The organism is Photobacterium kasasachensis (genome assembly GCF_050336885.1).
Lineage (GTDB): Bacteria > Pseudomonadota > Gammaproteobacteria > Enterobacterales > Vibrionaceae > Photobacterium > Photobacterium kasasachensis.
Genome location: NZ_JAKJSH010000005.1, coordinates 478,224 through 499,575, shown reverse-complemented (window position 1 = coordinate 499,575; position 21,352 = coordinate 478,224). Strand labels below are relative to the sequence as shown.

Sequence of the window (21,352 nt, the reverse complement as noted above, 5' to 3'; positions counted from 1 at the left end):
AATATTGAGATGTCAACCAGTTAATAAATCATCCATGCGCTTACCTTTTTTTAAGCAGAGCAAAAGAGTGGCGGTGCTCCTCGCCACCCTGATTTTTTCAGGCTGTGCTGTATATGCCGGCTTCAACTACGACCAACTCTATGGTCTGCCTGAACCCAAAGACCGGATAGTACCGGCAGCTACTCCTATCGCTCAGCGCTACCTCTCCGATGTTAAACCAATCATCGAAAACAGATGCGTGGTTTGCCATGCCTGCTATGATGCTCCGTGCCAACTAAAGCTAAGCTCAGCGGAAGGCATTGACCGTGGTGCCAATAAAGAGAAAGTCTACGAAGGTACGCGTCTGCTGGCTGCCAATACCACGCGCATGTTTATTGATGCTCAAACTACGGCCCAATGGCGTGAAAAGGGCTTTGCCCCCGTGCTCAACGAACGTGAGCAGTCACCTGAGGCCAACACCCAGGCAGGTGTCATGGCCAGAATGCTTCAGCTGAAACAAGCGCACCCGCTACCATCCGATACAGTCCTTAATCCGGATAACTGGGACTTTAGCCTGGACAGGGATCAGCAATGCCCGACGATTGAGGAAATGGATCAATACGAGCAAGCCTACCCTAAATGGGGCATGCCTTATGGTTTACCTCAAATCGCGAAAAGCGAAAACGACACGCTTATGGAGTGGTTGGCGGTTGGCGCCCCGATGACCAGTGTTGAACCGCCTTCACAGGCAACATTGGCAAAAGTGCGCGAGTGGGAAACCTTCCTAAATGGTGATTCTCTCAAGGAGCAACTGGTCAGCCGTTATATCTACGAGCACCTGTTTGTTTCTCATCTCTATTTTTCAGATGAAGAAAAGCCGGTTTTCTTTAAACTAGTCCGCTCAAAAACCGCACCTGGCAACCCTGTTGATTTAATCGCGACCCGTCGACCATTTGATGATCCCGGAGTATCTCGAGTCTACTACCGTTTCGAGCAGGTACGAGAAACCATTGTCGATAAAACTCACATGCCTTACGCCCTTAACAAGAACAAGATGGCAAGGTATGACGAACTCTTTTTCGAGCCCTCTTACATTGTTTCTACCCTACCGGGCTATGAGCCAGATCTCGCAGCCAACCCTCTGATGGCATTCAGCCAGTTGCCGGCCAATGCCCGCTATCGATTTATGATCGATAATGCACAAAACACCATCATGGGCTTCATCAAAGGGCCTGTATGTCGTGGCCAGCTGGCTTTAAATGTCATTAATGACCGCTTCTGGGTCTTCTTCGTTGCTCCTGAAATGGCTAACGTTCCTAGCGTCAATACCTTCTATGCAGAACAGGCACACAACCTGCGTTTGCCGGCGGAAAAAGAAAGCAACACCCTACCGCTAACAAACTGGATTTCCTACGCTAAACAGCAAGGGCGTTTCTTACGAGCCAAAAACGAGCTACTGAACCAAACCTTTGAAAACGGAGAGCATTTAACAACAGACTTGATCTGGGATGGCGACGGTAGCAATGACAATGCGACCTTGACCATTTTCCGTCATTTCGATAGCGCCACCGTTGCAAAAGGACTCATTGGCGAACATCCGAAAACGGCCTGGGTACTTGATTATTCATTAATTGAACGGATCCATTACCTACTGGTTGCCGGTTTTGATGTCTATGGTAATTTCGGCCACCAGCTTATTACCCGGATGTATATGGACTTTCTGCGTATGGAAGGTGAATCTAATTTCTTGTCACTACTACCGACAGAAACCAGACATCAGGAGCTCGCTAGCTGGTATCAGGATTCCGGCCAACATTTAAGCCAGTTCATACAGGGTGATATCAATGCCTTTAACCAGCCGACAGGTGTCCAATTCAGCACTGATAATCCTAAGAAAGAGCTGTTTAATATGCTGCTGGATCGCTTAAACGATGTGAATTCGAACCGTTTTGCATTGTCTAATGCGCAGTTAGCACCAGTAAGCATTGCAGCCCTTGATACGATTAACCATTTAAAAGGCAAGCAGGCAACATTGTTCCCCGAGCTGACGTTTATCGTCATCGAACCAAGTGATCGCACCGTCCAGCCGCAGCTGTTCACACTGGTTAGAAACAGCGCCCACAAGAACATTTCAAGCCTGTTTGATGAAGAATCTAATCGCCAGTATGAACAGGACGACGTTACTTTGGTTTCAGGCTTACTTGGCAGTTATCCCGGTGCCTTCTGGTATCTACAGGAGTCCCAACTGCCAAAACTGGCTGAACAAATAAAGACAGTGAGTACAGAACAAGATTATCGCAAACTTCTTGATAACTACGCCATTCGTCGAACAAGTTCGGACTTCTGGTCTTTCAGTGACAAGTTGAATCAGATATATCGAGATAGTTATCCGATTGAGGCTGGGCTACTTGACTATAACCGCCTGGAAAACCGATAACGAAATCACCGTCATCCTCCAAAAGCCTGCTTCGTGCAGGCTTTTTTCTTAATCGACAAATTTGATCGAGCAATGCAAGGCTCAGCCAACTGCTTAATAGTAATCCGCATAAAGAGCGACAGGCTCTGGCGGTGTTTTTATCGGTTGCCAGCCCTCATTGAAGGTATATTTCACATACAATTGAAAATGGTTCGGCTCATAGAATTCAGACCGCTCCGCATCCACCAGCGCCCCGACATACCACTTCGAACTCACCCGTTTTTCTGCCGCCAACCGAAGGGAATAACCAAAGTCCCCACCTTTTTCTTCACTGCCGTCAAACCCGTAGGGCGCATCTAGTTCACTCCAGGAATGTGATACCGAGGCATAAGCAGAATAGGCCCAGGTATTTTGATAGCGGCCGTAGTAGCTGACCGGTAGCGAAAGCGAGAAATATGACTGGGGACTATAGTATCCGCCATGCCCAACGGCAAACTCACCCAAGTTTTTATCGTAACTCATATAAAACGCACTGATACCGGCACTCAAACGCTTATCTTCCTCGGCGATTAGCTTGCGGTAGCCGCCCCCCATCAATGCAAAACGGGTATTGTCTACGGTATTTTTCCCATCCAGATAATGGAATTGCGCACTCGACCAATAACCATACGGCCCGCCGTCATCCCAGGACAGGCCAAGGTTGATACCTGTTTTTAGCACCCCTCCCCACTCCTGCTCAGTTGGCGTCGTCGGGGGTACGGCCGCTTTTATGCCCGAATAAGACACAGTTGTACTGGTTTCAGGGCGACGTGACAAAGCAGCCCGAAAAGTAAACTGGTCGATGTCAAATACCTTCTCGACCCCACCAACTACTCCGGTATTGAGGAAACTCAGAGGCGTAGTTCCGATATCGATCCGCCAGTCTTTGGCTTCCCAACCAATGCCAATGGCAGTGCCGCTCTGCTTATCTTCAAAACGGACATCACTATCAAAAAAGGTTTGATCACCAGAATCTATCTCAACATAATCCACCTTTACGACCAAATGACCATCATGCTCAGGCAAAGGGATCTTGGCTTCCAAGGGTACATTGAGCTCATGGTTCTCACCTTCACGAAAACCATAATCTATCCCAAGCTTGATATAGCCGTCTTCCCTGGCTCTCAGGGTATCGATATCTGCCTTCACCTTACGTGTCAACCAATAGTCATCAGCTTCAAGATACATGGTTTCCAGGGTCAGGGTCTGCTCACCCTTTTTAGCCGGATGTTTCGCCTGCCTGTCGGCCAGCAAAGTCTGGTACGCCAGCTTTTCTGCAGTTTCCCATTGCTGTTTTTCCATCGCAATGTTCAACGATTCCCACTTATCAATGACCGTCCCATCATTGCGTTCACTAAGCTTGGCCAGCATCAGGGTCGCATCCTGATTATTATCGGTCTCGTAAAGTACCTCAGCCAATTTGAGTTGCTGTGAATAAGAAAGGAGAGGCTGACGCTGTATCAAGCGCTGTGTGACATAGCTAAAGGTTTTTTCATCAGCCAGTTTATGACTGGTCCGAACAAGACGAAGTGCTATCTCATCTTGGCTGGCAACTTCAGAGTTAAGTAAAAACTGAAACGTCTGGTGTGCTTTACCGACATTTCCGACGGCATAATCGGCTTTGGCACCGTATAATTCGTAGTCGGCCACAGTCTGATAGTATTTCGCCTGTAACTCTGAGTTAAATGTCCGGTCTTGGGCAGCTATGCGCCAGCTATCGAACAGAAACCTATCATCGAGGGCAACAGCAGCCTCTCCGTAGCGAATGAACATATTATCATTCAATGTTGAAAGCTCCGGAGCACCAAGAACTAAACGCGCCTTGCCAAGATCTCCCATTCGTATCCAGGCAAACGCCAGAGTTAACCGACTTTCTACCCGCTTGGGGCGAGGATAGCTCTGCAACAACCGGGTCGCCTTATCAGGATCTTTCTCATAAAGGGCAGTGGCCCGGACAATCACTTGTTTGAGTTTCATCCTTTCCAGAGTCTGACGCATACTGATTGTTCGATTTTCGTCAGGTATAGACGAAACCGTAGCAATTGCGGCCTCAAGCCGATCTTGCTGGGATAAATACAGGCCATAGGCATATACCATTTCCGGCTCCGATGTAGCCGTGGCCCAGTTCGCCATCAGGCGATCAGCCAGCGCTTTCTGATGGTAGCCTACCAGCAAATCAGCCACTTCTTTTCTTAACCAGGGATCGCTCGGGTTAAGTGCCACCAGCATATCGAGCGTTTGCTGTACTAGGCGCAAACTTTTTTCGCTACTCGCATAAGTTTCAAGCCGCCGTGCCAGCTGTTCTATCGTTAGCGCATCAATTTCCTTTCGTACCAACACTTGTTGCGCTGGCGTAAAAGAGCTCACCTGCTGCAACGCAATCTCGGGTTGCTGCTGCGTCACATAGGTAGCCAATATTCCTCTGAGTGCTGCTGCATTCAAGGGATCCTTTACCTTTGCCTTCCGAAAACCGGCACTTGCCGCTAAATAGTCTCCCTCGGACAGAGAAAGATTTGCCAGACGGGTATAACTTTGCGGGTTGTCTGGCAAGAGAATCTGCGCTTTAGAATAGTATTCCTTGCCTTGTTGAATATTCCTCTCTTCAACTAGCTGATCGCCACGATCAATGTGTGTCCAGTACTGGGCAGTTCGAACAAGGGATTGGTATTTTGTGGCGTTATCAGGGTCTTCGTCAAAATATGCGGCCCGCTTGAAATACAACAATGCCTGCTCAGACTCCCCTACACGCAGATAATACTTTCCCAACGCCTCAAGTAGCAGAGGATCATTCGGCCGGGTAGACATCGCATAGCTTAGCTGCTCGTAAGCATTTGGGAGGTTAGCGGGATCCTCGGTTTTCACTAAAGCTATTCCCTTTAGCTTGGCAAGATAAGTCGGATCTTTTAGCCAATCTTTCTCCTGTCTCCAGCGGGACTGGGCAGCAATATTAGCTTGCTGGATAGCGAAATTGTAGGGGAAGTAGCTGGCAAGTGTCGCATGCTGTTTTGCCCAACCTTCATCAACGGGCAGATCTTCGAGTGCTCTTAGCCACGTATTCGCTGCCTGTTCCCCGACATGTGGATTTGCTGCCAACCTCTTAACAGTCGCCAGCATCCAGGGGTTAGCTGAGTCCCGCTTTCTGAGGTGGCTGGCAAGCCTGAGCTGTAAAACCGGTACATCCGGGTATCGGTAATTCATCTCCTCCAGCTGATCTTTGACCCGTTCCCAGTTGTTATCATCTTCACCAAGCAAGGAAAGATAATCTAGTCGAAGTTGATATGTTGGCATCCCATGCGGAAACAGAGCATCGTAACCGGAAATGGCTTCTTCTGTGCGCCCCAGTTTTTCCAGCAACTGAAGTCGTTTGTACTCATTCCGCTTATGGGTATAAATGGATAGATATGACTCTAATAACAACACCGAACTCGTTCCGGAATGTTGCACTCTCAGCAGGTTCAGTATCAACTCAGCCTGCTTGATCTCATTCTTTCGCGCACTAAGGCGAGCACGTGCTGCTTGTCCTTGTATATCATATGGCGAGACAGCTATTAATCTCTCTAGAGCACTTTGGACAATATCATCACGATTCATCAATTCCGCGGTAACAATCTGGCCATGGAGCCAGTCAACAGAGTCTATCGCTTGGGGCTGGGATGCTTGCTGTAATAACGACGGCGACAAACTATAGACTTGTTGACGCTGCTCAGGGGTCAGTGCCCAGGCAGAACCGGCAATAATGAGCCAACAGAGAGACAGACTTACTTTCGCTATCATGCGCACCGAAATCACTGACATTGCGTATCCCAAAAGGTAACCAAGCTGCCATCACGATCGAAGCGGTATCGGTTTTCAAACCATCCCTCGCCAAAAAGCGCAAGAACATTATCGTAGTAGTAATCTTTCTGCTCGCTAAGCAGCGTCTCCTTCACCGTCTGATACTGACTACTCGCAAGTTCACGTTCGCCCGATGCCACCAACAGCGGCAACATAGAAGCTGAAAAACCAGCCGACCCCTTGCCCCGATAAGACCCGTTACGCGTATCTACCGTTTGCGGCGGTAACCCTTTTCGTGTATTTGCCGAGACCATGGGCTGCATAACCTCGACAACCTGAGGCTTAAACGGATCATCATCGGCCAGCATACCCGCCCATAAATAAGTACGAATCGCGTTATAGCTCCCCTCCCCTTTAGTTTTCTTGTCCCGCGTATAACCTTTATCGGAATAAACAACCCAATCAGGGCTAAAGCCTTTTGGCATCGATTCAACGATGAGCCTTTCACTTCCCTTTCTGAGGGACGCCCAGTCTTGATGAGGGAAGGATGTCGCCATTTTTTCTATCAGTTGAATAGGCACATAGCTGGGGTTGAGGCGGTAAGTGCGGTCATCAATAACAAAACCTTTAGGCGCCGGCAGCAAGAAACGCTCACCTTGTTTCAGCGCTACGGTCTCCTCGCGCAATATCCTGCTGGCAAGGAAGTAGGCAACACTCTGATAGTAAAAGTTGTCCCATAGCCGGCCAGCTTCATACAGGGTATAGGCTATCCACAGGTCCGAATCCGAGGCTGAATTAGCATCGAGCACAGTAAACATTCCCTGTGCATCTCTTCCCCACAGCCATGCAGGAAGCCGGGCTGTCAGATCACCTTTGGCCAAGTGTGCTTGGGTCCACTTAAAGAGTAAATCAAAGGTATCGGGATCATTGGCAATCAACGAAAAAAACAATGCGTAGGACTGCCCTTCAGAGGTAGTGATCTGCCTCGGATCGGATGCATCAAGCACTCGACCATCATCAAGAATGTAGGTGCTCTTAAACGTTTCCCATCGAGGCCAGTTACATTGCTTGGCAAATACCTGAGAGCTGATCATAATGCAAACTAGCAGAGCAATTAGCTGTTTCATTACTTACCTCCGTCAGCCAATCTGTCGGCAGAAATTCGTCGCAATACACGCCAGAATATTATCGTGAGCGAGACAATTAGGAATACGACACACAAGGCGAGCAATACCGGGTGGGAAGAGAAGTGATACCAAACCAAGTCCATTACTGGTAGTTGCCCTAGGTAAAAACTCTTTCCGACCTCGAAGCTCGCCACCTGCCCTTCCTGTATAGTGACAACCGAACCAAACATATGGTCTAACTTGCCACTGTCATTCAGCGCATCACCAATTAAGCCAAAATCATTTGGTTGCGATGCCACTAGCGAAATGAGGCTACGTGTCTTGGTTAGAGGTGACTCCATAGCAACCATGCTTGCAAATGCACCTTGAGCCGTTATATCAACGGTCCCTAAAACATCTGCCTCTTCAGGCTTGCTCTGTATCCAGCTCGCCCAACCCAGCTTGTTATTACTCACGGGCAAGGCTAATTTCCTGGTCATTTCCCCCAAAATCAGGTTGGCGCCATCTTGAGAAACGGCATAATCATCCTTTGGCGATAGCCGCCCAATCATCAGAATATCTTTATCAATCAACAGTTCCGGATCCCAACGATCCAACATGGCTACCTTTATTGCCGGATACCCTGTTTTGGCTCCAATCGCCCCCATCGTATCGAGCATCAGCGCTACTTCAGGCGCAGGCGGATTTGGCTTTATAACCACAGCGGTTTCCGATAAGTCGGCCATTCTGGAATATGGAAAGCCTGATTTTGCAAATGCTCGTAAATTGGGCATTTTTATGTAATGTGGAAAATCTGAGAAATCCAGCGTGGAATCCGAGTCCATCACTGCGTAATAACGGCTGGGTTGTGCCGACTGACAGTTACCATCCGCCCCTGATATGAAGCTAAACTCAAACTGCATCGTATTACTGCTATCAATACGAAAAGCCGGGATACGAGAAGTGGAATTCACGCTGATTAACGTGTCATCCAGTAGCGGTACTCTGATCGGGCTGCTACCGGCATGCTTGCCCGTATCCGATAAATTAAAGGCTTCGACAAACTGCCCATTTACCGAAAAGCTCATTCGCGATTCGGCACTCCCTAACGGCGGGGAATAGCGGTAGGCTAACTCAAGCGGTATGCCCCTCGACTGCCAGGCAAACAGATCCGGTGGTAAGTGGAATTCCACATTAATAGGTGCAGCACTACGCCCTTCACGCTGTAACTGATAAGGCCCCTCAACCAGTTCGGCAAAACTCACCGGCCTGTCCGTTCTCACCCAGTTCGGCGCATCGTAGGGCTTGCGAGGCTTTAGTTCGGTAACATTATTGATCCGAGCTATAGGGCCAGAGAGCAAACTGTCTCCTAGCACCAAACCACGTACAGCTGTATTCAAGTCAAGGCTGTCACGCCCCAGTACAAGCAATAACTTCCGGTAACGGTTGGTGGGATGTGTAATGAGCTGAAGCACAGGGCCATTCACTGTTGGCAGGTCTTTAATAAATGAAGGGCGATGCTGATTCGTTGCAAAGACTATCGCATTGTGCTGCTGGGGAAGGTCGTCAAAATAGACAGGGAAATTAACACCGCGCCAACTGGCCAGAGTGCCAAAGTAAGAAGCCATCACCCCTGCAGCGGTTAAGCCGTCAATGTCACGTTGAGGTGGAAAAACAAAAGGAAGCGTTAAATGCGAAAAGTCTCTTTGATCAAAAAATGGCGCAGGTAACAAAGCGAGATCCGTTGCCAGAACAGCATTGTGGACTTGCAGCTTAATGCTACCTGCCTTGCTGATTTCAGCCCAGATACTCGGGCTATTCGGATCACGGCAGGTACTGTTGATTGATCCAATAAGTTCAAAACGTAACTGATTAAAGTTACTAATAAACCTTGGGTTTAGCGGTATCGAAGCAGACACGCGTTGCCCCTGGTCACCCTCATTAATGGGAACTACCCCCATCAGCTCTTCATTCAAAAAGACTTTTAGATGAGAAACGGCGGACTGCAATGCCGGAGAGGGAATAAAACTAAACTCTAACACCGCTTTCGAGACGATTTCATCCAGCCGTGAACCGAAGCTCAGATAAGCCGTACTTTCGCTTCCGGACATAGTGATAGAACCATTAATACCCAACTGCGAAAAGCTAATATCCTTATGCTCGATATCCGCAACAGGATCAGACGCCTGTACAACAGTCGCAAAACAGAAGAGCTGTAAACCAACGAGAAGTGTTATTATTTTGATGGTTAGTCGCTTCATTAATCATCCCTCAACTGCACAAACCTTGGCCTAAATGACGACAGATAACTAAGTAGAGCCCCAATAACTGACTTTAGAGAGAGGTAGGATTTTTTAACGGCCGAAGGGCTATTCTCCAATAGCTTTTCATAACCTTTCACGCCTACCATCAGTACGCTTTTGAAACTATTCATTGGTCTATCTGGTTGATATTGCTTTTTCCAAATCAACCAGTTATCCGCACGGGCAAACGTGCACTGTACGAAATCAATTTCTTGTTTGGTTGTAAGGGGACAGAGCTTAAGGCCAACGCACTCTTCGTCACGGTAGATAACCATGCATTTAAACGTTATTTCCTCTGACGAACGGTGCAAGGTCACTTCTATTTCAGGTTGTCCGTCAAAGATTGAATTGTTCGCAGTTTTGACCCGCAGCCCTCCCAGTGAGAAATCGACCAAAGTCGCCGGAAACATATGGCCGCTTTGTAGGCGAACCATCGCAGGAATTTCGACATCGATACGATGATTCTTTCGAATCTGCTTCTCTTCGGCCGCAACAGCAATTGCGCCTCCCAAAATAAACAAGTTATACAGGGTCCAAACCAGATTAACCCCGGTGGTTGCGAGCTCGTCTCCTGGCCCCCATCCAAGCCGGTAGATCCCGAAACCCAACCCAACGACATTCATTCCTATCAACACCAGATAGGGTTTCGAAATACTCCAGTCAAAATAGGCCTCTTCAATCAGCCCGCCTTTTTCGGTCACATTGAAGCGGCCTTTTTCCGGGGCAAACAACGCAACGGTAGTCGGGCGAGCGATATACCAGGCCAATACCGTTTCATAGACATCCCCCCAAAAAGAATGCCGATATTTTCCCTGGATTCTCGAGTTCGCTATAGCTGCATGGGTCATATGTGGCAACACATACAGAACAATTGCGATCGCCGGGGCATATATGATCTGCATATGAAAAACTAGAAAAGCCAGAGGAGCGACAAGGAAGATTAATCGGGGGATCCCTGATAAGAAATGCAGCATAGCATTGAGGTAACAGAGCCTCTGAGGCCACTTCAATCCTTTCCCCCGCAAAGGGTTATCCAACCGAAAAATCTGCGCCATTCCCCTTGCCCAGCGGATCCGCTGACCGATATGCGCCGATAAACTTTCTGTTGCCAAGCCGGCCGATACTGGCTGGCGTAGATACGCTGAACGATAACCAAGGCGATGCAACTTCAAGAACGTATGGGCATCTTCAGTCACCGTCTCGACCGCAACGCCACCAATTTCATCTAGCGCAGAACGACGTAATACCGCACATGAGCCACAGAAAAAAGTCGCATCCCACATGTCATTGCCATCTTGTACCAATCCGTAGAACAAGTTCCCTTCATTAGGCACATCCCTAAAATTCGCCAGGTTACGTTCAAAGGGGTCTGGCGAGAAAAAATGATGCGGCGTCTGCACCAGTGCCAGTTTGTCATCTTTCAGAAAGCCGCCCATCGTGACCTGGAAAAAGGCCCTTGTTGGCACATGGTCACAATCAAAAATAGCAACAAACTCACCACTAGAACGCTTTAAGGCATAGTTGAGGTTACCGGCCTTGGCATGTTCATGGGTTGGCCTGCGAATATAATGTACCCCAACCTCCTTTGCGTAGGCCTTGAACTCATCGCGCTGCCCGTCGTCCAATATATAAATATTGAGCTTATTTCTGGGCCAATCCACACCAAGTGCTGCTAGTACGGTTGTTTTAATCACATCCAGGCTTTCGTTGTAAGTCGGGATCATCAAATCAATCGTTGGCCATTCTGAAACGTCTTTTGGCAACGGGATAGGCTTTCGCTTTAATGGCCAGGCATTCTGAAAATAGCCCAGCATCAAGACTAACCAGGAATAACTTTCCGCCATCAGCAATATCAAACCCAGAGCCAAATCGACGGAGTTGTCCCAATTAAGTGTCGAGGTATAACGCCACCATATGTACCGGCACGAAACAGTAACGGAAAGAATGATCAACAATAAGTTAGGCACCCGACCAGGCAAGCGCCGTATCATCATTGCTGCCAGCCAAAGTAACAACACGAAAATAACTTGTGCCTGCCAGGCAAAAGGAACCGTAAGACAAAGCACTGAAGCAACACCGACCAACACTGTTAGCAATAACTTGGAGAAGCTCACTCTATCGGGGCTGTTTACTGTTTGAGATTTATCTGCCGCCTTTTCGACCCAGGCTCCAGCCCAATGCACGAAGGCCATCGGAAGGCCAATAAACCACAACAGGCCGTCTCGTAGGGTATTGCCCAGCTTTGTCTCCCTAGCTTCTCGTCGAGTTCGTTCAGCACCATTTTGCTTAACCACAAGCAACCATAGCGCCTGTATCAAACAGCGTATCGAATCCAAAAAACGAGGTCTGGCAAAATTAATATGCGGGAAAAGCGTTAGAGGTAATGTCCAAGTCTGATGCCCGAAAACGGTTGGCCGAAGAACAATAGAGCAGATACAAAACCAGATGAACAATATAAAACGACCTGAATTCGACGCATGCTCACTCTCGGGATATACCGCCAGGTGTTTGTTGAAGTTCTGAATAACTGAGGGCTTGATTACCCCTTTTGCAATGAAGCTAAGCATAACTGCCTTCATCACAACTGAGGGCAGCAATGCTCCACAGCGCTAAAGTTTTGAACTCTGCAGCGGCAAGACTGCCGGGAGAATAGCAGCCCACGGTTTGTAAATTAGCCGTTGCTTCCGCAAGCGCCTCATCGAAATGAATCGGGTTTGAAATTAAGGTCTCTCCCCATATTTTTTTCATATAAAAGGAAAAGTCACTACTCACTTCACTCGTCGAATAGAACTTATTCGCAAGCAGTTTGATTTTGGAAAGCTGACTAACACTTTCACCCTGGGCATCGAGAATAGAATAGCAAGCCGTATCGGGATTGATCACGACTAAGTGCAGATCAATAGTGGCATGAAGATCTCGCAGAGGCTCCATGAAACTGCTAGTAAAGCTAACAGATGGTAAATGAATGATGGCATAGTCAAATTGATCAGCCAGCGTTGTCAGCATCTCAGAAAAAAAACTGTTAGACAGCCGATAAACTGATTTGGGATCTGAATAAAAATCGATTTTACGCTGTTTACTAATACTCTTCTCCCTGCCGGATAGTACAGGTTTCGCTTGTGCTCCGAAGGGAAGAAAGCTCACCCCGGCAGGGCTTTGATGAAAAGCAAGAGCCCAGTCCTCGCCACAATATTCACGGCTAGCCCAACCATCACCATCTGTCATTTTCATCGAGAAGTACACACGAAGAAAATTACGAAAGTCCAAGTCTACAATTGCAACATTCTTATTAATATCATGAAGCCCACCAGCAAGGTTAGCAGCAACCGTCGATGCACCAACCCCGCCCTTCAAGCCAGAGATAGCGATTAATTTCATCTATTTAGACCTTTCGAAGAATAAATTATGGCTCTTTTATTTCTATTATTCCATTTACAGGTTTCGGATGGCGTTCATTGACTTCATCAAAAACACCCCAACGCCCGTTAATAATGCGAGCCCTTTCGTTATCGGCAAACTCTTCATAGTCAAACTCATCCAAATGGTATGAAGATGCTATGTAAGAAAGATCTGATTCTATATCCATATCACTTTATAGTTATTTTAAAGACACAAAATGTATTGATGACGGACGTCAACAGAAATTTCATATAAAATCAATTACTGATTTTAACGCCTTAGTCAGTAATACGCTTATCTACTTATAATCATAATTATCAACATAATAAGAATAGCAGAAGTTAATAAAACAGCCACAATCTGACTTTTTTTATTGCACTTTTTTACTCCTCGTTGAGATCTAACTGAAAAGCAAGCACCACCCTATCTTTGACTTTTCGGCCTAGTAGCCCCCTCTCCGATTTGGCTTCAGATGCGTCTGAGCCTTGATGGCTATGAGTAGGTACTATCACTATGAGTTTATCCTGCTGAAAATTGACCAAATTACGATCTTGGTACTAGGCTTATTAACAATTGGGGAATGTCGAAACTGAAGCATATTGATTTTATTTCATCCATATAATTGGCATCTGACATACCAACCAATTCTAAGTTGCCTTAACAGTGAATATAGCGGCTGTAAAAGAGTATGAGCAATGTAGGTTATGACTAATTTTATTCTTTCAGAAGATGATAAAGTGATAAATTTGCTTGAGACTGATCCTTGCAGCCTTCAAGGACCACATGCAGCAGATTCAGATTATCACGTCTTATTATTTAATACGTCTTATGATTGCTACCAGCAATTCTCCATTAAGAATAAAGACAAGCTCTTAGCACTTTATAATGAAGTATTTTTCTTAAAGTGCAGTAACAGCCTGAAAAACATCTTTCAGCTACTTGATGATATTGAGAAAATACCCGTGACATCAGGTAGTACATTATTTGTTGTATCAGATAGCAGCTTATTTTCATCTAGTAACAACGAACAGCTTAGCACTGCGTTATCACGTTTGAAGATCTGGCAACTTCAGTCAAACATCACTGTGTATTTTTGCATTTATGACGTCCGTCATAATAAGTCACTCGCTTCAACGTTGTTGGCTCATAGCAACCAGGTTGAAAGTGTCTCTTTCGTGAGCACTTCAGATGAAACTAACTACCACTACACGCTTCTTTTTGCCCACACCAAACAAGGCATTATGACTAACGCCGACTATTACTTTGATGCGAGCCAAAAGACATATACTCCAATCGAAGACAAAGCGTACTTGCGCAATTTATCTATCACCGACACTATCAATGACAACCGAAATGTTTTAACGCTGACCTCTTTGTTAAGAGAAAATGAAATCCCCCCGGCACAGTTTCGGTTCTTTGAGACTCCGGAAGAAATTCTAGAGGCATCAATAACCAACAAGAAGGCAACCATCGTTTTTCCTTGTGTTTCCTACGAAGCAATTGAGGGGATATCACGTCTCGCCTTCCAACTAAGGACATCTTGCGGACTTGAACTGAAAATTATTGTCAGGGAACTCATCCAATGTATCAGCTATTTTGATGAACGCCTGTTATTGGACTCGGGAGTCAATCTTATCGTTCCCGCCGAGGTTTCTTTCTCTCACTTTGTCAGCCAGACGCTCGCAGTACAGAACCAAGTATATGTTGGTCAGCTCCCTGACAAATATGAAGACCTTCTCAATTTGCGGCCGCGTTACAGTTATTCAGGCCAAAGCGATATAACATTGTTCACTCAGCACGTTAAGTCACTTATTTCACAGCAAATGAGCTTAAAAATAGACTTTGCCTTGATAAGGCTCAACATACTCCCGAGCCAAGACATAACAGAGTGTGCCTCATTGTGTAAGCTACGACGTGATGGCGATCTGCTCACGGCCGGAGATGGTGTTATCTATGTTTTTTTAAGTGCAATTAGAGCCAATGATATAGACGACGTACTAAACGGCATCTTTCACCTCAAGGTCAGTGAGCTATTTTCTAGTTATGACGTTTTTATCAACCCGGTTGACATTATTGAAGAGCTTACCAACGCAACAGCTCCACATTTAAACAAAAACGTCAAAACTAAACCAACACGCTGGCACACAAACAAACCGCTACCTAGCCACAAGACTACAACTCGCATCTACGCCAAGCGTGTACCGCTAGAACGGAAATCTCAGAGGGTACTACCATGAACCTGACTGATTTTATTCTGACAATCTCGGTTGCGACTACTGTCGGCTTTGTGCTTGGCTTTTTCACCAACTCAATGGTTTCCCAAGTCCGTCGACGCTGGCTAAACAGACACCTTAGCTATTTCAAAAAATACAAAAACAAAGATGATGCATTGTAATTCAAGCAGGGAAACGGCCTATCATGACAACGAAACAACTCAGTGAAAAAGTAACTTGGTCTCTGGGCTGGTGGAATATCTACTTTTTGCTCAAGATAGCCCTAAAGGTTAAAGGGGTAATAGGATTTTCGACCCTCTACAATTTTGCATTTTTCTTTTTCCTGCTGATCCCTGTGGCTAACAAGGGGCTAAGAGCAGCCAAAAATATCATTGCCGTCGTTGTCGGCCTATGGCTGTTTCACTATGATTCGTTCTTACCGCCGCTTAACCGATTAACCACCCAACTTTCTCAACTACTACAATTCGATACGCTCTATCTGTTTGAACTGCTTACCCGTTTTATCTCTCTTGATATCATCCTTTTATTTGGCCTTATCCTCATCGCTTACTATTTTGCTCATCAAGTCTTTAGGGTAACAAGCCTAGTGATGATCATCATGGTATTTTTTAGCTTTAGCCATACAGAAAAACCGCTCTATGTACAGGCCAAAGTACCTGCTGCCCAGGTTGCGCAAAATGAAATACATAAAGCTCCTATCGTTCCAACCCAAACAACGGCTGCCTTATACGTAGAGCACCCTACTGCTAAATTAAAGCTTCCTGATATCATTGACGATATCAGTCTGAATCAATACCGGAAGGCTTTTTTTGCTAATGAAGCGCAAAAACGCTCCAGCTTACAGAGCGGGCTCAGCATGAATCATAACTTTGATATCCTCCTACTGAACATCTGCTCGATATCCTGGGACGATCTCGCCCTCACAGGCCAGACAACCCATCCTTTATTAGCAGAATTTGATATCCTGTTTGAAAATTTCAACTCCGCAACAGCCTATAGCGGCCCAGCGGTTATTCGCCTACTACGTGCCAGCTGTGGTCAACAAGAACACAGCAGCCTTTTTGAAAGTGCAAGCAACAACCAATGTCTGCTATTTGAGAACCTGACACAACTTGGTTTCAAAAATGAATTGCTTTTAAACCACAACGGTGAGTTTGGGAATTTCATGACCCATATCAGCAACAACATCGGTGCGCTCTCTCCCGCTGTCGAACTTGATAGGTTATCGCCGTACCAGAAAAGCTTTGATGGCTCGAGTATTTACCGAGATGCCACTGTATTAAAGCAGTGGCTTGCCCAAACCAACCAAACTCGCAATACGCCTACAGTCACCCTGTACAACTCTATTTCAGCCCATGATGGAAACCGGATCATTCGAGGTAATTCCGGTAGTAGCCTAATCAGCTACAGGCAGCAGCAAAAAAATGTTCTTGATGATCTCTACGCATTTGTAGACAAGCTTAAAAAGTCAGACCGGAATCTGGTTGTGATATTCGTCCCTGAGCACGGCGCTGCAATGCGAGGTGACAAAATGCAAATTCAGGGAATGCGAGAAGTCCCGACTAAGACCATAACGCATGTTCCTGTTGGCATTAAGTTCTTTGGCCCCGACCTCAATATCCAAGGCGATAAAATACAGCTGAGCCAACCCAATAGTTATCTCGCGATTTCCGATTTGTTAGGGAACATTATCGCCAGCGATGTCTTTTCCGGAAGGCCCTTCCAGTTGAGTGATCTTGTTCAGAATTTAGACGAAGTCGGGATTGTTTCTCAAAATCAAGGAACTACCATTCTTGAAATCAGAAAATCCTCTTTCTTGACACTGGATGATGAAAGCTGGCTCCATTACGATGCTAATTAGAGACTGAGCAATAGCTTGGCTTGCCACTTTTTACATCAGCTAAATTGTAAATGTTTGAAAAGATGGCATAAACAACATGGTATGACACTGTTAATTCTGTAAAAATAATCACACTTGATTAACAATTACAGGATATAAGCAATGAATGTATCGACGCGAACCTGGGATGGCTTCGTAAGAGGTTATCACTGGTTGCAAGCCTGTTCCGTTGCCGGATTATGGTATACCGGTACGGAAGGTCTCATGGACTGGCACTTCGCAGTTGCCTATTTCTTATTGGCTCTTCTGCTCACCCGCCTGGTATGGGGTATGGTTGGTAGTGAAACAGCCCAGTTTCGTCATTTCGTCCGCTCTCCTAAGGCTGTATTCCAGTATTTGACATCATTGCATGATAAGGACAGTCAGGCGACACAACATCCCGGACACAATCCGGCAGGTGGCTACATGGTGCTTTGTTTCTTTGCTTTGCTAAGCATCCAGCTTATAACGGGACTATTCGCCAATGATGACATTATTTCTGAAGGCCCATTCACAATGTATGTAAGTGGTGAGATCAGCAGCTTGCTCACGGAAATTCATGCGCTAAACTTCAACCTGATTTTAGCTGCAATAGGTCTTCACCTGTGCGCTATCATTACCTATTTGCTAGGTAAGGAAAACCTCATTAAGCCTATGATTAACGGTAATAAGCCCCTTCCAATAAGCATTGCGCCGAGAATAACAAACGGACTGATTGGGTGGCTGATTTTTGCCATGATTGGCGGGGTAATTTACATCTACTTCGCACAAGAGATTGTGAGTTATCTTTTCTGAGATATAAACGCATCGGGGGTAAAGTGTCTTCACTTTACCCCCGATTGTTATTCTGCTGCTGGCATTAACGGAATTTATAATCGCTATGGCAGGATTTACAGTTTTTCGCTGCTACGCCAAACGCACGTTTCGTTGCACGCTCGTCACCTTCAAGAGACACCGTTGCCAACTGGGCCAGATCGGTCTGAAACTTGTTGAGTTTCACCGAGAAGCCATCCCAGTCAGACCAGATTTCAGGTTTTGCTTTCGTATCACCAGACTCAGTACCAGGTTCCTTAAACGCTTCCTCCGGCATTAACGATAGCTGAGAGATAAATTGTGCACGTTGGCTAAATTGCTTCTGATCCCAATCTTTACGACCTTTAACCATTTCAGCCATATCACCAAAGTTTGTCGCAATCATGGAAAATGCAGACTGACGGTAATGGATAGCATCTTCCGGTTTTTCAAAAGGTGATGCCGAGACACTGGTTGCAACCAACAGTACGCTGCCTAGTATTACTTTCTTCATCATTGTAGTTCCATCTAGTTGTTGTTATTAAACAAAATGATACCAATACAACACAGACAGTAAACATCTATAGCCCACAACTTACAAACATTTACAATACTGTAACCAGTGATAAATCAGTTCTGAGATTGGGTGCGAGTAATGATAAAATCATCCGTACTACAAAAATACAATATGAGCAAAGTCATGCTAGGCACACTAAAAAAAATGAAGTCATCACTAGGGAATGAAGTTGAGTACCAGCTTCCTGTCGGTGATGAACTCTTGCCCCTAAATCCTCTCATAGGCAAAACACTGAAGCTGACCTATACCGGTAATATCTTCTGCGATGCCTGTGGCAAGAAAACAAAGAAAAGCTACTCACAGGGACATTGCTTTCCTTGTATGAAAAAGCTGGCTCGCTGTGACATGTGTATCATGAAGCCAGAAACCTGTCATTATGCCAAGGGAACCTGCAGGGAGCCTGAGTGGGGGGATACCCACTGTATGGTTCCACACTACGTCTATCTTTCTAATACGTCAGGTTTAAAGGTCGGCATTACACGCCATACCCAGTTACCGACACGTTGGATAGATCAAGGTGCGACACAGGCACTACCTATTTTAAGAGTAAAGACCCGTCAGATTTCGGGGCTGGTTGAAATCGCCCTGGCAGAGATGGTGGCAGACAAAACGAACTGGCGGGCAATGCTCAAAGGTGACAACGAGAACATTGACCTGAAAACTGAGGCCGAGAGATTACTCCCTACCATTGAAACTCGCCTCAATGAGCTTCTAGCACTGTACGGTGAAGATGCCGTCGAACAACTCAATGAAGAATTGGTCAGCATTCAGTACCCGATAACGCAATACCCAACAAAAATCACATCTCACAACTTCGACAAAAACCCAGTCGTAGAAGGGACGTTAGTCGGTATCAAGGGGCAATACCTGATCTTCGATACCGGTGTGATTAATATACGCAAGTTTACCAGTTACGAAGTGACGGTTGAGACACCGTAAAAGGTGACGTTACACAGCAAAAAAGGCGGTATTACCGCCTTTTTCATTGTTACTAAAAGTTTTGCTATTTCTTCGCCTTTGGCTGTACGTATTTTCGTGTCCCGTCGACAATAGCAACGTCCCGGATAAAGTTAATTCCGAGCACAATCCCCTTGCCTGCCGTCAACGCGAACTCCGTCAGCTCATTCAGTTCGCCCAGCTTAGCCCTTAACTTAACAACGGCCTGACGCTCTTTGCTTCCATTTTTACCTTTCAGCCAACGTTCAACAGGTAGTTCTACTGAGTGGCCACTGGTTTTAAATTTAATCCAGTCATTGCCATCTCGCTCAAACTCCTGAACATCCGTCACGCCAATCGTGGAAAGCTTCACATCGGAGTCAACCTTCACTCTTACATGCTGCTTAGCTGAATCTAACCAAACCCACTCTTCTGCACCCAGAATTAACTTTCCGTCCTGGGTCTTTGTCACAACCGGTGCAGGTTTAGGTTCTGGCTTAGGTTCTGGTTTGAGTTCAGGTTTGACTACAGGCTCTGGCTTTGAAACCGGGGCAATCACAGGCTCACTAACAATGGGCTCAACAGGCTTTGCCTCTCCCCCAACCTCTGGCTCAGGTTTGGGTTCCGGCCCTCGAGAAACTTGTTGCTGTGCACACCCAGCGAGTATGACTGCTGCTATACAGGCTGCAATTATTCTCATTCTGTTAACCTTAAATCATTCCTATACCACAATAATATGCTGATAAATCATTCGCTAGCAAGTTCTACCTGTGGGCATAGATCTCGTTAAATTGATTTACCTTGGACGTTAGCCATGCCTCATCATACCATCCCATGTTTCGGCTATGCTTAGCATCATCCCACAGACTGAGGAACCAGCGTCTAAGCTCGAAGCCTTCGGCTAATGGCACTTTTTCCTGATATCGCTCAACAAGCTGCAAATCTGGGCGAACATCGTAGAGGTGAAATAGATCGAATTCGCGGTGCTTATAGCCCGCATCACAAGGGTCGAGAATTGCTGCTACTTTAAATGTCCGAGGATCAAATAGCACGTTACCGACATGGCAGTCATCATGAACAAATGATGAGTTATTATTGATGGGCGAAAGGATCTCCTCTTTTCTCTCCCACATTGAGCCGTAGGCTTCTTTAAGTTTGGGCGAGAACGGTGAGCATCCACTTTGCACGTAGCGCAGCACCGGCGACATCCAACTGTCAAACGCCTTAATTAGGCAAGGTTCGTATTGACCTTCTGCCAGCTCAAAGCCTTGTTGCGCCTGGTTATCATGAAGAGCAAGCAATAAATCTGTATAGCTTTCACGAAAGCTCTCAAGTGCGACCGGGTCATTGGGCAAATCATGAGCCGACATCCCATCGAGCCATTCCATCATTATGTAGTCATAGCCTTCTTCCCGGCCGAAAAACAATATTTCTGGAACAGAGCAATCAAGGCAATCAGATAAACGTTTTAAACCAGTGATTTCTTTCGCCAGCCGCCCTATCTCTCTCGAGAACTTTACGACAGCTTTCCCTCTTGGCGATGCAACAAATACAACCCAACCATAAAAAGTTTCTTGGATGTTGCACAGTTCAGGTCGCTGACTATACATAGTCAAATAGGCAGTTTCAGCAATTTGCTTAAGCTGAGGTTGAATCATTAACACTCCCTTTACCTTGAGAAACTGAACTCACTCAGTTACTTATTCCCTACACAAATACGCAGTCAATAATTCATTATTTTAGTATTATCACTCACATCCAGAGTGCAACAAATGACACTCCGTCGCTAGAGTTTTGGGTCAAAATAGTAATTAATGAGCACGTGCTCTCATAAAATTGTATCCAAGGAGCCATTTCGGATGTGAAAACTCGCAGATCGAAGTGTTATGGGAAAGGATCTCAATCCATTCTTAGAAAA

15 protein-coding genes are annotated in these 21,352 nt (G+C 46.1%); 6 read left to right on the top strand and 9 right to left on the bottom strand.

Annotation, left to right across the window (positions count from 1 at the left end):
• Window positions 1-34 precede the first annotated feature (34 nt).
• Window positions 35-2,416: a fatty acid cis/trans isomerase gene (locus tag L4D19_RS06565; RefSeq protein WP_428451762.1), complete on the top strand. Its 2,382-nt coding sequence runs from the start codon at window positions 35-37 to the stop codon at window positions 2,414-2,416.
• A gap of 93 nt (window positions 2,417-2,509) precedes the next feature.
• Here the strand turns inward: L4D19_RS06565 and L4D19_RS06560 are convergent, their stop codons facing one another.
• From L4D19_RS06560 to L4D19_RS06535, 6 genes are read right to left on the bottom strand one after another with little or no spacing between them, the layout of a single operon-like run.
• Window positions 2,510-6,229 carry a cellulose synthase subunit BcsC-related outer membrane protein gene (locus L4D19_RS06560; protein ID WP_428451761.1) on the bottom strand — a complete coding sequence of 1,240 codons (3,720 nt, stop codon included), beginning with the start codon at window positions 6,227-6,229 and terminating at the stop codon, window positions 2,510-2,512.
• A complete protein-coding gene (bcsZ, locus tag L4D19_RS06555; protein WP_428451760.1) occupies window positions 6,220-7,335 on the bottom strand; it encodes a cellulose synthase complex periplasmic endoglucanase BcsZ in 1,116 nt (371 codons plus the stop codon). The genes L4D19_RS06560 and bcsZ overlap by 10 nt, the downstream gene beginning before the upstream one ends.
• Window positions 7,335-9,575, bottom strand: coding sequence for a cellulose biosynthesis cyclic di-GMP-binding regulatory protein BcsB (bcsB, locus tag L4D19_RS06550; RefSeq protein ID WP_428451759.1), 2,241 nt, complete (start codon window positions 9,573-9,575; stop codon window positions 7,335-7,337). The genes bcsZ and bcsB overlap by 1 nt, the downstream gene beginning before the upstream one ends.
• Complete coding sequence (gene bcsA, locus L4D19_RS06545; protein WP_428451758.1) at window positions 9,575-12,184, bottom strand: UDP-forming cellulose synthase catalytic subunit; 2,610 nt, start codon at window positions 12,182-12,184, stop codon at window positions 9,575-9,577. Before bcsA ends, bcsB begins: the two co-directional genes overlap by 1 nt.
• The gene (bcsQ, locus tag L4D19_RS06540; RefSeq protein WP_428451757.1) at window positions 12,177-12,995 is read right to left on the bottom strand and encodes a cellulose biosynthesis protein BcsQ; all 819 of its coding nucleotides are present in this window, start codon (window positions 12,993-12,995) and stop codon (window positions 12,177-12,179) included. Before bcsQ ends, bcsA begins: the two co-directional genes overlap by 8 nt.
• A gap of 25 nt (window positions 12,996-13,020) precedes the next feature.
• Complete coding sequence (locus L4D19_RS06535; protein WP_428451756.1) at window positions 13,021-13,203, bottom strand: hypothetical protein; 183 nt, start codon at window positions 13,201-13,203, stop codon at window positions 13,021-13,023.
• Window positions 13,204-13,720: 517 nt separating this feature from the next.
• Between L4D19_RS06535 and L4D19_RS06530 the strand changes: the two genes are divergently transcribed.
• The 4 genes from L4D19_RS06530 (at window position 13,721) to L4D19_RS06515 (ending at window position 17,924) form a co-directional block, all read left to right on the top strand.
• Entirely contained in the window at window positions 13,721-15,253 is a 1,533-nt protein-coding gene (locus L4D19_RS06530) for a BcsE family c-di-GMP-binding protein (RefSeq protein ID WP_428451755.1), read from the top strand.
• Window positions 15,250-15,411, top strand: coding sequence for a hypothetical protein (locus L4D19_RS06525; protein WP_428451754.1), 162 nt, complete (start codon window positions 15,250-15,252; stop codon window positions 15,409-15,411). The genes L4D19_RS06530 and L4D19_RS06525 overlap by 4 nt, the downstream gene beginning before the upstream one ends.
• 23 nt (window positions 15,412-15,434) lie before the next feature.
• On the top strand, window positions 15,435-17,111 hold the full coding sequence (gene bcsG / locus L4D19_RS06520) for a cellulose biosynthesis protein BcsG (RefSeq protein WP_428451753.1): 1,677 nt from the start codon (window positions 15,435-15,437) through the stop codon (window positions 17,109-17,111).
• Between the two features lie 141 nt (window positions 17,112-17,252).
• Window positions 17,253-17,924, top strand: a complete 672-nt coding sequence (locus tag L4D19_RS06515) for a cytochrome b/b6 domain-containing protein (RefSeq protein ID WP_428451752.1) — start codon at window positions 17,253-17,255, stop codon at window positions 17,922-17,924.
• A gap of 64 nt (window positions 17,925-17,988) precedes the next feature.
• On the opposite strand, the gene L4D19_RS06510 is transcribed toward L4D19_RS06515, so the two are convergent.
• On the bottom strand, window positions 17,989-18,438 hold the full coding sequence (locus tag L4D19_RS06510; protein WP_428451751.1) for a c-type cytochrome: 450 nt from the start codon (window positions 18,436-18,438) through the stop codon (window positions 17,989-17,991).
• A gap of 171 nt (window positions 18,439-18,609) precedes the next feature.
• Here L4D19_RS06510 and L4D19_RS06505 point away from each other — a divergent pair, with 171 nt between their 5' ends.
• Window positions 18,610-19,437 (top strand): DUF2797 domain-containing protein, encoded by an 828-nt coding sequence (locus tag L4D19_RS06505; RefSeq protein WP_428451981.1) that lies wholly within the window; start codon window positions 18,610-18,612, stop codon window positions 19,435-19,437.
• A gap of 64 nt (window positions 19,438-19,501) precedes the next feature.
• Here L4D19_RS06505 and L4D19_RS06500 read toward each other — a convergent pair whose 3' ends face one another.
• A complete protein-coding gene (locus L4D19_RS06500; protein ID WP_428451750.1) occupies window positions 19,502-20,134 on the bottom strand; it encodes a putative ATP-dependent zinc protease in 633 nt (210 codons plus the stop codon).
• 64 nt (window positions 20,135-20,198) lie between these two features.
• Complete coding sequence (locus L4D19_RS06495; RefSeq protein WP_428451749.1) at window positions 20,199-21,092, bottom strand: phosphotransferase; 894 nt, start codon at window positions 21,090-21,092, stop codon at window positions 20,199-20,201.
• Between the last annotated feature and the right edge of the window lie 260 nt (window positions 21,093-21,352).

Excerpts from the sequence above, each read along its gene's own strand:
- L4D19_RS06505 (WP_428451981.1), top strand. The coding sequence starts at position 18,610 with ATGAGCAAAGTCATGCTAGGCACACTAAAAAAAATGAAGTCATCACTA.
- bcsA (WP_428451758.1), bottom strand. The coding sequence starts at position 12,184 with ATGCTTAGCTTCATTGCAAAAGGGGTAATCAAGCCCTCAGTTATTCAG.
- L4D19_RS06495 (WP_428451749.1), bottom strand. The coding sequence starts at position 21,092 with ATGATTCAACCTCAGCTTAAGCAAATTGCTGAAACTGCCTATTTGACT.
- L4D19_RS06565 (WP_428451762.1), top strand. The coding sequence starts at position 35 with ATGCGCTTACCTTTTTTTAAGCAGAGCAAAAGAGTGGCGGTGCTCCTC.
- bcsZ (WP_428451760.1), bottom strand. The coding sequence starts at position 7,335 with ATGAAACAGCTAATTGCTCTGCTAGTTTGCATTATGATCAGCTCTCAG.
- L4D19_RS06525 (WP_428451754.1), top strand. The coding sequence starts at position 15,250 with ATGAACCTGACTGATTTTATTCTGACAATCTCGGTTGCGACTACTGTC.
- L4D19_RS06510 (WP_428451751.1), bottom strand. The coding sequence starts at position 18,438 with ATGATGAAGAAAGTAATACTAGGCAGCGTACTGTTGGTTGCAACCAGT.
- L4D19_RS06530 (WP_428451755.1), top strand. The coding sequence starts at position 13,721 with ATGACTAATTTTATTCTTTCAGAAGATGATAAAGTGATAAATTTGCTT.
- L4D19_RS06515 (WP_428451752.1), top strand. The coding sequence starts at position 17,253 with ATGAATGTATCGACGCGAACCTGGGATGGCTTCGTAAGAGGTTATCAC.
- L4D19_RS06500 (WP_428451750.1), bottom strand. The coding sequence starts at position 20,134 with ATGAGAATAATTGCAGCCTGTATAGCAGCAGTCATACTCGCTGGGTGT.
- L4D19_RS06560 (WP_428451761.1), bottom strand. The coding sequence starts at position 6,229 with ATGTCAGTGATTTCGGTGCGCATGATAGCGAAAGTAAGTCTGTCTCTC.
- bcsQ (WP_428451757.1), bottom strand. The coding sequence starts at position 12,995 with ATGAAATTAATCGCTATCTCTGGCTTGAAGGGCGGGGTTGGTGCATCG.
- bcsB (WP_428451759.1), bottom strand. The coding sequence starts at position 9,575 with ATGAAGCGACTAACCATCAAAATAATAACACTTCTCGTTGGTTTACAG.
- L4D19_RS06535 (WP_428451756.1), bottom strand. The coding sequence starts at position 13,203 with ATGGATATAGAATCAGATCTTTCTTACATAGCATCTTCATACCATTTG.
- bcsG (WP_428451753.1), top strand. The coding sequence starts at position 15,435 with ATGACAACGAAACAACTCAGTGAAAAAGTAACTTGGTCTCTGGGCTGG.